This is a genomic window from Photobacterium sp. HL06, assembly GCF_059552575.1.
On the sequence record NZ_CM183915.1, the window covers coordinates 494080 to 506271 of the forward strand.

The 12192-nt window shown below is 44.4% G+C and carries 12 protein-coding genes; 4 read left to right on the plus strand and 8 right to left on the minus strand.

Annotated elements, in window-relative coordinates:
- Positions 1-19: 19 nt before the first annotated feature.
- Both AC51G0_RS20735 and AC51G0_RS20740 read right to left on the minus strand, forming a co-directional pair.
- Positions 20-1135 (minus strand): helix-turn-helix transcriptional regulator, encoded by a 1116-nt coding sequence (locus AC51G0_RS20735; RefSeq protein ID WP_496303548.1) that lies wholly within the window; start codon positions 1133-1135, stop codon positions 20-22.
- A gap of 10 nt (positions 1136-1145) precedes the next feature.
- The gene (locus AC51G0_RS20740) at positions 1146-1355 is read right to left on the minus strand and encodes a hypothetical protein (protein WP_496303549.1); all 210 of its coding nucleotides are present in this window, start codon (positions 1353-1355) and stop codon (positions 1146-1148) included.
- Between the two features lie 661 nt (positions 1356-2016).
- Here AC51G0_RS20740 and AC51G0_RS20745 point away from each other — a divergent pair.
- Entirely contained in the window at positions 2017-3597 is a 1581-nt protein-coding gene (locus AC51G0_RS20745; protein ID WP_496304162.1) for a methyl-accepting chemotaxis protein, read from the plus strand.
- 187 nt (positions 3598-3784) lie between these two features.
- Here AC51G0_RS20745 and AC51G0_RS20750 read toward each other — a convergent pair whose 3' ends face one another.
- Both AC51G0_RS20750 and AC51G0_RS20755 read right to left on the minus strand, forming a co-directional pair.
- Complete coding sequence (locus tag AC51G0_RS20750) at positions 3785-5227, minus strand: dihydrolipoyl dehydrogenase (RefSeq protein WP_496303550.1); 1443 nt, start codon at positions 5225-5227, stop codon at positions 3785-3787.
- A 26-nt stretch (positions 5228-5253) separates the two neighbouring features.
- Positions 5254-5541 carry a glutaredoxin family protein gene (locus AC51G0_RS20755; protein ID WP_496303551.1) on the minus strand — a complete coding sequence of 96 codons (288 nt, stop codon included), beginning with the start codon at positions 5539-5541 and terminating at the stop codon, positions 5254-5256.
- A 124-nt stretch (positions 5542-5665) separates the two neighbouring features.
- On the opposite strand from AC51G0_RS20755, the gene AC51G0_RS20760 reads away from it, so the two are divergent.
- The gene (locus tag AC51G0_RS20760; protein WP_496303552.1) at positions 5666-6604 is read left to right on the plus strand and encodes an AraC family transcriptional regulator; all 939 of its coding nucleotides are present in this window, start codon (positions 5666-5668) and stop codon (positions 6602-6604) included.
- A 45-nt stretch (positions 6605-6649) separates the two neighbouring features.
- Here the strand turns inward: AC51G0_RS20760 and AC51G0_RS20765 are convergent, their stop codons facing one another.
- A complete protein-coding gene (locus tag AC51G0_RS20765; protein WP_496303553.1) occupies positions 6650-7417 on the minus strand; it encodes an SDR family NAD(P)-dependent oxidoreductase in 768 nt (255 codons plus the stop codon).
- A 122-nt stretch (positions 7418-7539) separates the two neighbouring features.
- On the opposite strand from AC51G0_RS20765, the gene AC51G0_RS20770 reads away from it, so the two are divergent.
- Positions 7540-7881, plus strand: coding sequence for a winged helix-turn-helix transcriptional regulator (locus tag AC51G0_RS20770; RefSeq protein WP_496303554.1), 342 nt, complete (start codon positions 7540-7542; stop codon positions 7879-7881).
- 88 nt (positions 7882-7969) lie between these two features.
- On the opposite strand, the gene AC51G0_RS20775 is transcribed toward AC51G0_RS20770, so the two are convergent.
- Positions 7970-8458, minus strand: coding sequence for an anthrone oxygenase family protein (locus tag AC51G0_RS20775; protein ID WP_496303555.1), 489 nt, complete (start codon positions 8456-8458; stop codon positions 7970-7972).
- A gap of 12 nt (positions 8459-8470) precedes the next feature.
- Entirely contained in the window at positions 8471-9304 is an 834-nt protein-coding gene (locus AC51G0_RS20780; protein ID WP_496303556.1) for an NAD(P)H-binding protein, read from the minus strand.
- A 110-nt stretch (positions 9305-9414) separates the two neighbouring features.
- Here AC51G0_RS20780 and AC51G0_RS20785 point away from each other — a divergent pair, with 110 nt between their 5' ends.
- The gene (locus AC51G0_RS20785; protein ID WP_496303557.1) at positions 9415-10410 is read left to right on the plus strand and encodes an AraC family transcriptional regulator; all 996 of its coding nucleotides are present in this window, start codon (positions 9415-9417) and stop codon (positions 10408-10410) included.
- 27 nt (positions 10411-10437) lie between these two features.
- Here AC51G0_RS20785 and AC51G0_RS20790 read toward each other — a convergent pair whose 3' ends face one another.
- A complete protein-coding gene (locus AC51G0_RS20790) occupies positions 10438-12144 on the minus strand; it encodes a bifunctional diguanylate cyclase/phosphodiesterase (RefSeq protein WP_496303558.1) in 1707 nt (568 codons plus the stop codon).
- Positions 12145-12192: the final 48 nt, after the last annotated feature.

A 12192-nucleotide genomic window follows, 5' to 3' on the forward strand; every position in this document is an offset into this window, starting at 1 on the left:
ACCAGTGTTAGCTCTCTTGCTAGATAAAAAAAGCTGGGCTGGAAAGTATTAGAGCAACTAGATCATTTTGTCTCGATGTACCGGTTTTATTCATGACCTGTTTTATGTAGCTACGGACAGTTTCTCGTGAATAGTTGAGAGATAGTGCTATTTCAGCAGGTGATTTGCCTGTTACTAACTTCTGACAAACGCGACTCTCACCATCGGTTAGCTGAAAGAGTGATTTAAGTGCTCTACGGGAAACATTTGGCCTTTCTCGCGTATCAAAAATATAGACTGCCGTCCCCACAGGCCAGTCTGTTTGTTGATTGTGTAGCGGGGTGATCATGAGAGAGATTGAATGATCCAACTCATCATTCAGGTGAAAAGTTTCGACGGTTTGCTGGGAAATATTTTTATGTGTAATGGCGGTATGAATAACAGATTTAAGATGTCTTGTCTTCTGACTGTCAATACATGACAAGCGCTTATTTGTTTGCCTTAACAGAGCCTGCTGGCTAAAAAAAACGTCTGCTTTGCGATTTTGGTGGCGTACCTTACCGTAAACATCGAGGAGCAGTACCGGAATTTGAACATTATCAGATAAACATCCACCTAACAGGCTATTCTGGTCATACTTATACAGGCGCTGAAAGATCTGAATCGCGCGTTGTAAGTGAGGTATTAGCTTATTGATTAGTTCAAGGTCTTGTTCATTAAAAGGGCCGTCAAATTGGGTTCGCTGCACAAAAAGTTGGGTTACCCAATCGCCTTCCCGTAACAAGGTTACGCCACCGGCATAAGCAATGTTTTGTGGCTTCAGCCATTTTTGATAGAAATCACTTTTTATGAAGGTTTCCTGTCGAAAAAATTCCTCGGTTATATAGACAAATTTTCCGACAGGGGAAGACTTAACCTTTTTTAGAAGAGGATCCTGATCTTTAAACTTTTCTTCGTATACCTGTGTCCATTTGACATCCAGGTCCTGTGTCCATACAGCCTTGACGAAACCTGTTGACTGATTAGTGATTACAACAGTTGCTGAACGGAACTGACAAACTTTGATGAGTGACGCTATAAATGACTGAAAGCCATCTCTGTCTAAAAGTGAATCATATAGTTTGATAACTAACTCATTGAATCTACTAATATTCATAGCGCTACACCTATAACTGGTGACTGGCTTTCCAGAAGCCACCAAAGCTGTTAGAAAACTCTTTTATTATATCGTAACTGATAGCTTCAAGCCGCACATGCTGGGGGGATATTTCCTTCTTAAAGTGACAAAAAATACGATATTGAACTTCAAGTCTGTTTTGCAAAAAAACAAACAATACCTCGGAGCTTGATGCCATCAGTGTTTCTACATTATTCATTCTGCACTCTAATTTTACAATTAATTTACAAGTTTTATACCCACTCATTGATGGATAACACTGATAGAATTTGCATTCACAATCATACTCAAGGAATTACCAGAAAGCGCTTTCATATGAACATGCATTTTACACTCATTTTTTGATCATTCAACCAATAATGTTGAGAACTTACTCAGTATTCGTTATATCATGCCCGTGTAAATGCTTTCATTCACATATTTAAGATTCCCCCTCAAATGGGGGTAGATAAACTAAATAGAGTAAATATAGACTTTAAAGGTAGTATATATTTTAAGCATTTATTAGTGGTAGCAAGGGATGCTTCTCTACTTAGAAATGGGCTTAATACAAAAATTAAAACAAATAAAAACTGATTTATATATACGAAATTAAGACCATTAAGACCGCAGGATCTCATGAAATAAAAATGGAAACGGAAGCTTAATGAATAATAATATCTGTTTACCTTGTTGCCCCAATAATATCCCATCATCTATAGACGATAATATAGGGATATTTTATGACCGAACCTGCCATTATAACAGCTGATAACGATCACTAGTTTTGCGACATGAAAACCCTCTATCTCTTACCAGCACAAGGAATCAAGGATATGGTGTTTAAAAAGTTCAGAGACTGGAAAATCTTTACTAAAATCATGAGTATCTTTCTAGTCACTATCACCCTGATAAGCGCTGGTATACTGTTCTATCTGGTTCCCCTCTTCGAAGCCAAAATCTGGGAACAGAAACGTATCGAGCTGACCACCCTGGTGACCACGGTTCAGCAGGAAATCGAGTTCCAAGTAACCCGCGTAACCTCCGGCAGTGTCACTGAGAAAGAGGCACAACAGGCGGTGATCAATAAGATCAATGCTCTGCGTTACAAAGGCAACGAGTATTTCTGGATCAATGACGACCAGCACATCATGATCACCCACCCGCTGAAACCCTCCTTGAACGGAAAAGACCTCTCTCAGCTAAAGGATCCCAACGGCAAGGCCTTCTTCATCGAGATGGTCCGAATCGCCCTGTCCAACGGCGAGGGCTTCGTCGATTATACCTGGGAGCGAGATGGCATCAACGAACCCAAGATGTCTTATATCAAGTACTACCAACCTTGGGGCTGGGTGATCGGCAGTGGTCTTTACCTCGCCGACGTCAAGGCGGAGATGAACCTAGCTGAAGTGATCACCAAGGTACTGCTGGCCATGACCGCCCTACTGGTACTGATTCTACTTTTCGCTTTTACCACCGCACAGCAAATAGTGTCTACCATACGTACAGCCATTAACCACCTCAAAAAACTTGGGGACGGTGATCTCACTGCCACTATACACAGTAACCGGAAGGACGAAGTCGGCGAACTGTTAGAGGCCATGTCCCATATGAGCCGAAAGTTATCCAAGACCGTAACTCAGGTTCGCTCCGGCGCTACTGCGTTGGCCAGCGCCACCGTAGAGGTAAGCGCCACCTCTCAGAGTCTCAGTCAATCCTCTGTCGAGCAGGCCGCCAGTGTCGAAGAAACCAGCGCTTCGATTGAGCAGATATCCGCATCGATCAATCAGAATGCAGAGAACGCAAATGTCACCGATGATATAGCCACCAAGGCCGCCCAACAAGGTCAACAGGGCGGAGAAGCCGTGACTAACACAGTAGCAGCAATGCGCAACATCGCCGATAAGATAGCCATCATCGAAGATATTGCCTATCAAACCAACCTACTGGCATTGAACGCGGCTATCGAAGCTGCGCGGGCCGGCGACCATGGCAAAGGGTTTGCCGTAGTCGCCGCTGAGGTCAGGAAGTTAGCCGAAAAGAGCCAGAAGGCCTCCCAAGAAATAGGCGAACAGGCCTCCAACAGCGTCGCCGTTGCCGAAAACGCGGGCAACCTTCTAGACGAAATCATACCCGGCATAGCACGCACAGCTAACCTAGTGCAGGAAATCGCTGTCGCTTCCAACGAACAAGCACTCGGTGTATCGCAAATCAACACTGCAGTCAGTCAGATGGACGAAGTGACCCAGCAGAACGCCTCATCCTCAGAAGAACTGGCTGCCACGGCGGAAGAGATGAGCAGCCAGGCAGTTCAGTTGCAGCAGTTGATGGAATATTTCAAGATAAGAGAAGACACCAAAACCTCACCCGTCTCGACCAGTGCACGACCAAACAGAGTCACGCATGATCCACAGACGACACCGGTTCAACAAACACCTGTTGTTGACTTTGATAGTTTCTAAGAGATAGATATTACCGACCTACAGATCAGGAACGGTGATGTCGATGATCTGCTGCCTTTTACCTTCAATCACTCTCAATTGCTAGGTCGGTAGGAACACCCGCTTACAACTCAGACTATCGAATTAAGGCAGCGAAATAAACGCTGCCCTACGGACATAACTTATCGTTTAGAAAGTTAACTCACTGTTATGCTCCCGGACCACAATCAAGACAACCTTTAACCATTTCCGGACCAAGATGCAGTTTCGCATTGAGATCCCTAAGAGCAGTACGCAACCCTTCCTCGATAACCGGATGATAAAACGGCATCTCAAGCATCTTGCTAATGGTCAGGTGCTGCTGAATTGCCCATGCAAGTAAGTGGCCGATATGCTCTGCCGCCGGGCCAAACATTTCGGCACCAAGAAATAGCCCCGAACCATGTTCAGCATAGACTTTCAGTATCCCCTTGTTCTTGCCCATCACCCGGCTGCGCCCCTGCCCTTCAAAACTCACTTCACCAACGGTATAGCAGCCAGCGTAGCGTGTTTCCAATTCAGGCTGACTCAGGCCGATATTGGCAATCTGTGGGTCGGTGAAAACTACCCCGAGAGGAGCTCTACGTAACCCCGCACGCACATCGGGATAGCGGCCTGCATTGCTTCCCGCTATGCGCCCCTCGTCCGCAGCTTCATGCAAGAGTGTGAGTTCGTTATTAACGTCTCCGGCAATAAAGATATGGTCAGGCGTTGACTGCATCGTGTAATGGTCAAAGATAGGAACGCCCCGCTCATCCAATTGTACTGTCGTATTGTCTAAATCCAGCTTATCCACATTAGGTTTACGCCCAGTAGCAGCCAACAGATAGGAAAAGACCTCTGTGACATCCTGCCCGGACCTGTCTTGATACGTCACTTCAACCCCATCACCGGCTTTGCGAATAGCGCTCACGTGCGCATCGGCATCTAAGTAAAACTCTTCATTGAAGGTTTGTTCAGCGTAAGCCTTGATCTCAGGATCCCGGAGGGTAGCTACGGCACTGCCCCGGCCAAATACTTTGACCTTAGCCCCCAGTCGGCTTAAGGCCTGCCCGAGCTCCAATCCAATCACACCCGGTCCAAAAACGGCAACAGATTCAGGCAAGTCATCTAATTCAAATATATTGTCATTAGTCAGTAACCGATCACCCGCCTCGGCAAATATTGGGGGATAAACAGGGCTTGATCCTGTCGCGATCACTATCCGTTCTGCCGTAATTTCTGTGTGATCATCAATGATCAGGGTATGATCATCTTTAAACCTCGCATAGCCTCTTATTTTATGCCCTGGCTCGAATTCCTCGACAGCTTCTTGGACAAATCCTACAAAACGATCGCGCTCGCTTTGTATCCGGCCCATGACAGCTTTTCCATCTACATGCACCTGTTCAACCGTGACCCCAAAAGGCTGGGTATGTCGAGCATGGTGTGCCACTTCTGCAGCAGCAATCAGTAATTTACTCGGCATACAACCTACCCTTGCACAGGTAGTACCATACTCACCGCCTTCGATAAGTACCAAGTTGTCGGTATGCTCTCGAGCGGCCCGGTAAGCCCCCATCCCTGATGTACCTGAACCAATAATGGCAACGTCAACGTGTCGTGTTTTCATGATGGCGCTCCTGCTAATTAAGTTGGTTAAGCGAGTTTTTCCAATTGTGCGTCATAACTGCGGAGAAAATGAATGATATCCGCCGATTCATAAAGCCATACATGTTGGCCATTCTCTTTTTCAATGCGAAGACAAGGCACCTGAGGTTTCCCACCACCGCTGATCAAAGCCGAGCGATGCTGTGGCTGCAATCGAATGTCACGATGCTCGATGTTAAGCCTAGTCTGTTTAATCACCTCTCTAGTGACTGCACAGAATGGGCAGCTCTGGAAGTGATATAGTGAAAGGGCTTTGATGCTATTTGGCTTAGTCATGTTGAAGTTTCCATTCCTCTTTAATTCGATGAATATGATTATCCCGATCTTCTTCGAACAAAATATGCTGTAATGTTTGTATAAATTGTCATTTTGACCAGTAGCCAAGCCAGCAGGAGATGAAATGGATAATTCGGCCAATATGGATGCATTAGCTGATGTCTTAAAAGCTATTCGTCTCACTGCCAACACCTACTTTTGTACAGACTTTAGCGCTCCCTGGGGAATGGAGGTTGAAGAGAGTCGGCAGGGGATCTTTCATGTCGTGGTTGAAGGGACGTGCTGGTTAAAGCTCGTAAAGGCTGAGGAGCCAATACATTTAGCGACAGGAGATATTGTTGCCTTTCCCACTGGTGGTGCCCATTGGATAAGTGATACGCCTAGTAGCCCAAAGCTGCCTGGTTCAAATGTTGTTGAGAACATCCTCAATGGCACCAATCCATTTCAGCCCAAAGAAGAGAGAGAACAAATCACCAGCACCTTATTGTGTGGTTCTTTTTGTTATGACTCTTCTATGGATCATCCCTTTGTGAAAGATCTGCCCTGCTTTATTCATATCAGGGCATCTGAAACACCAGATTTAAATTGGTTAAGATCCCTAGTGACAGTGCTTGCGACGGAATCCCGCCAGCCCTCGCCTGGCTCAACCGTAATGGTTGACCGTCTGACCGAGGTTCTGTTCATCCAGCTTATGCGGGCTTATATGAAAAGCGCACCGAGTAATATGGGATACATTGCGGCACTGGCGGATCATCAAATAGGCTCGGCACTGAATCTGATCCATTCAGAAGCCAAAGCCTACTGGACCGTTGAACGTCTCGGTGAAACAGTTGCCCTATCGAGAACAGCATTTACGGAAAAGTTCTCCAGGATGGTCGGCATGCCTCCCAAAACATACCTAACCAACTGGCGCATGCAAAAAGCCAAGGCGCAACTGGAAACCAGTGACATGCCCATGATTGATATTGCTGAAAACGCTGGGTATTCGTCTGAAGCTGCCTTTAGCAAAGCGTTCAAACATCATTTTGAGCAGCCACCAGGGCGGGTACGCCGCAATGCATAGAAAAAGTTCTATTCACTGAAATCTAGATTAAGCATGGCTAGCCCCCTAGTTCCTACCCGCCATCACACCACCATCAACATCCCAGATGGCGCCTGTCACCCACTGCGCTTGTTCAGAAAGTAAAAAGGCAATGGTTTGTGCAATCTCATCGGCTTTACCTACTCGACCAATAGGATGAAAATCGTTAAAGCCTTCCAACACCTCATCGACTTCAGAAGGGTCAATAAACGCTTCATAGATAGGTGTTTTAACCACAGCCGGAGATACTGCATTAACCCGAATGCCAACATCAGCCAACTCCATTGCCATATGCTGAGTTAAGGCATGCAAACCGGCCTTCGCCATAGAATAAGCCGACGATGGTGTAGCCTTAATCGCTTGCTGTGCCCACATCGAACCGATGTTGACAATATTGCCGCCGCCATGGCGCGACATGTTCGTTGCAACCGCCTGTGAGATAATGAACGTTGCCTTGCTCAAGCCCATATAGGTCTCGTAATCATCTTCGGTGTGTTCGATAAATGGCTTAGGGCTAAAATATCCAGCCGCATTAACCAAATACCCAATTTGGGTCTCCGGTTTATTGATGTAATCAATAAGCTTTCGCACACTTTCTGCCTGATAGAGATTTGCCTGAATCACTGAAGCCTGCCCTATTGCTTCAAGTTCTGTAAGCGCTCTCTGTAATTTAGCTTCGTTATTACCTACAATCACAACCTCAACACCATTTTTTACCAACAATTTGGCTGTCTCCAAGCCCATTCCACTCGAACCGCCAACAATTAAAGCAACGCCTGTTTGATTAAAATCCATCGCTTGTTTCTCCGTTGTTTATTTCACTTCATACTGATTAGATGGTTTAATCTTATGTCTGCTTGTAGCTTGCTGAAAAGTAGGCACAAATTGGTCAGGTAGGAACTTTTTGGTACATCTTTATGAATACAAATGAAAAAAAAATTTCTCGAAAGCAGTCCCCTGCAAAATCTGCACGGATGGTAGAGACAATTTATGGCTGCAAATGGTCACTCACAGTGTATCAGCTACTTGCTAATGGCATTAACCGTCCAGGGGAAATGGTACGCAGTGTGGAGGGCTTGAGCACTAAAGTGCTTAATGACTGCCTCAAGAAGAATACAGAATTTGGCATCGTCGAACGTATTGCCTACAACGAGATCCCGCCCAGGGTCGAATACAAAGTCACGCCGTTTGGCATGAAGTTCATCCGAATACTGGATGAACTTGAAAAGCTGCAAGAGGAAATAGAAGCAGAGCTTTAATGTTCTACCAACAATTGGTTTCCTCTTGCACTTCAACCATGGGTTCTTCACCAGCACTTAGTTCAAGCTATCGGGTAGCGCAGTACTTTCACAGCGCTATTCTCATCAATTCTACGCTGAACAATATAGCCGATACAAAGCTCAACAAAGTCCGAAAGTGATTCCACTTAACCCACTTATCGAGGTAATGCGCCCAGATCTCCTTTGCCACTTCCGTATTAAGATCGGCCTCGTCTAACTTGTTATTCAGCGGCACATTAAATGCCATGGTCGATATGAATGTAGTAATCAGCAGTAAGGCTGCACAAAGGCCAATATAGCCACTTGAATTACCGGCTCCGAACAGCGTGATAGTAACTATTGCCACACTGGCCAGTGCTGCGCCCATGAAAAATATAAAAAATAGCGGATTCAAAATAATTCGGTTGATTAGCTGCATGGCCTCAGCCGCTGGGGCTTTGGCCATACCTGCCAGTGCGGGCATCACGGTATTTGAAAAAATAAAGTAGATGCCTGCCATCATACCGGTTGATAGCGCTGCGAAGATATATACAGCAATAGTCAAGTATTGTGGCATGATTTTATCTCCTTATCCCTTGGGTAGACTCGCCGCATAGTCCGAGAAATCTTTAGCAGGTCGACCCAAGGCTCGTTGTACACCGTCACAAACCATTTCGTTCCGTCCGTCCAATACTTCGTTGAACAAAAACAACATCATATCAATAGTATCTTCCGGCACCTGTTGCTGGGTCATTGCCGCTTTAAAGCTACCTACAGATATTGGCATGAATTGTACACGGTTATCGGTGGCTGAACTCAGCTCAGCTGCAACATCGTCAAACGTCAGTAATCGAGGCCCCGTCACTTCATACAACTGACCTTCATGGTCTTGTTGGGTTAAAGCAGCAACTACCACATCGGCAATGTCGTCAGCATCGACAAACGGTTCGCCCACGCTTCCCACCGGCAATGCCATTACCCCTGCCTGTACCATGTCGTGAAAAGCACCTTCACTAAAGTTCTGGTTAAACCAACTGGCTCGTACTATCGTCCACGCAATGCCTGAGGCCTGCACGATCTGCTCACATTGCTGAGCTGCGGGCTCACCTCTGCCCGACAACAAAACGATATGCTCTACCCCCTCACGCTTGGCAATTTCACAGAAACCACTAATTGCCGCCGGCGCCTGAGGTACAGCAAGATCAGGGAAATATGTTAGATATACAGCGCGTACACCTTGCAGTGCCGGTGCCCATGTTGCAGGTTTGTCCCAATCAAAGCCAGGGGATGCTGAACGCGAGCCTACCCGTACGGCGATATTGTTATTACGTAAGGCCTGAACAACACGTTTGCCAGTTTTTCCCGTGCCACCGACAACCAAAATAGGGGCGACGGCGTTATTTGATGGATGAGATGAATTCATAATGCTCTCCTGTTATTTGGTTTACAGGAAAACTATAGCTAGGCTTGCTGGATGAATAGTTGCAATAAGTACGCTATTATTGATTAATCGTCCGGCAATAGTGTTTTCCAATGACCCAGAGCCTTGAATCAATTGCGCAACAAAAGCGCCATTCTTTTCTTCAAAGTCCGGATACATCAAGCCCGGATCCCTTAGGCGATGTGTTCCATTTTCTAAAAATGAATAGTGTGTTTTATACCCATTCTGAGCTGACCTCACCATGGGGAATGGAAATGCCACCCATACCACAATCATTAATGTTTCATATCGTGATGCAAGGACACTGCAACATAACGGTTGAAGGGCAAACTACACAGCTTACCGAAGGTGATTTTTTGATGGTACCGCACGGATTGGGCCACCGCATCTTCGATCACGCCTCGTCTCATTGTGCGCCGCTCTTTGATTTGCCGATAAAGTCGCTAAGCAAGCACTATGAGATATTACGTTATGGCGGCAACGGTGATAAAACTGTGCTGCTATGCGGCGCAGTGAGCTTTGAACACCCTATAGCCTCGCGTCTGCTGGCCTTAATGCCACAATTTGTGCGGATAGATTCTGGCCATAACCAATACAGCCAAACCATTAGAAATACAATGAATATGCTGGCTGCAGAAGCCAGAAGCACCAGTGTCGGCGGTGAGGCGGTAATCACTCGGCTGGCAGATATATTAGTCATTCAATCGCTAAGAGCGTGGTTAGATACGCTAGAAACAGATAAAAACGGGTGGCTGGCAGCACTGCGCGACAAACGACTCGGAAAAGCGATTATGTGCATGCACAACCAACCGGATCAAAGCTGGACAGTAGCCCAATTAGCCACTGAAGCGGGTATGTCACGCACCTCATTTGCTGAACAATTCAAACGATTGGTGGGGGAATCACCGCTGCAATACTTAACCCAGTGGCGTATGGCACTGGCAAGTAGCAAATTAGTTCATAGCAAGGAAAACATCTTAGAAATTGCCTTGAGTTTAGGTTATCAATCTGAGGCCGCATTTTGCCGTGCATATAAAAAAGTGGCGGGGGTTACACCCAGTGTCACCCGCAATGCTGGCGACGGTTGATCATGTAGCCCAGTTATCCATAAATAACTATCTCAGCACGCCACCTAAATCATGGTATTGAGTTTTATACGCATCTTCTTCACATATAGGCCTTGAGAAATGGTAGCCTTGTAATAAATCAACTCCCATATCTTTTGTTTTTTCTTCCATTTCTTTGTTCTCTATACCTTCGGCGACAACTTCAACATTTTTTTCATAGCATAGGCTGGCCAGAAAAGTAATGTAAGCTGATGCTTCTCTGCTATAGACGGCTTTTGAAATAACATCTTTATCAATTTTCAATTGAGTGAATGGTATTGAGAAAAAACTATTTAATGAAGAGTAACCAGTACCGAAATCATCCAGGGAAACTAAGAAACCGGCACCTCTCAACATGACAATCTGTTTGATAGCAAATTTATTAGAGTCTAGTAATAACGATTCCGTGACCTCAATGACAATATTTTCCGGGTTGATATTATAATAATTGACTATTTTAGTTGCTCGACTAACAAATGTTTTTTGCATCAGTTGCAAAACAGAAACATTAACAGACATTTTTATATTTGAATTACGCTTCGCGTTATAACGACTTATAAACGAGCATGCCTCTACGAGTACAAAATAGCCAAGTGCTATGATATCTTGATTTTTCTCAGCTACTGGAATAAATTCATCAGGCATAATTTCGCCATATTCTTTACTGTCCCAACGAATTAACGCTTCAAAGCTTTCCAACTGCCTCGTCTTCGTAGAGATGATGGGTTGATATTTCAGAAAAAACTCTCTATTCCTAATCGCGGACTTTATCCCTGTTTCAATATGCAACTTTTTCCTGACGTTGCATTGAATTTGTTTGTCAAAAAAAGCATATCCTTTATTAGTATGCTCCTTTGCATAGAGCATAGTCAGTTTCGCTTGATAGATTAACGACTCTTCATTTTTTTCTTCTGACGGTAACATGCACACTCCTATGCTCATTGTATGAGTATAGGTTTCATGAAATGATTTCATTGACAGTTTAAACATTCCCAATAAGGACTGAATATAACTGACAATGGCAGCCTCAGACACTTTGTTCTGAATCAGAACAATAAATTCATCCGTATAGATTCTAAAAACTTCACAATCATCGCTGAATGTTGATTTCAAGTTCTTGGATATTGTTATGATCACCTCATTGCCAGAGTTATATCCAAAAGTATCAGTGTAACACCTAAACTTATTTAAATTGATGAAAACCAATGCACCATCTGTTTCTTCAGTGGTTTTCTTTTTCAATGTTTCAACAAGTTTACGTCTGTTAAACAACCCTGTTATTTCATCCGTATAGGCTGTCTTATAAAGATATTCATTGTGAACTTTCTGTTTGGTAATATCTTTATGGGAACCAACCATATACAAATATTTCCCGTTCTTATCAAACTTTGTAACACCTGTTGCTTCAATCCATATATAGTGACCAGATTTAGTCTTAACTCTATACTGACTTTTAAATCGCTCTAAACCTTCTGATATTTGCTGGCTCACATTACTTAAAAAGTATTCAATATCTTCCGGGTGGATAAGTGCAAGCCATTCATTCTGATTAGATCCGTTTAAGGATACATCGAGTTTTTCATAGAAATGGTGATTATAGAAATTGACCTTATTGTCAGAGCTCATCTCCCATAATCCTTCATTGGAAGCGTCAAAGATATCTAAAAAACGATTGATAGTGTTTTTATTAGCATCAATTGTTATTCCTGTTTCCATTTAAAACCTATCCCAGCAATATGCTCAATTAATTCAGTAAGGCTCACT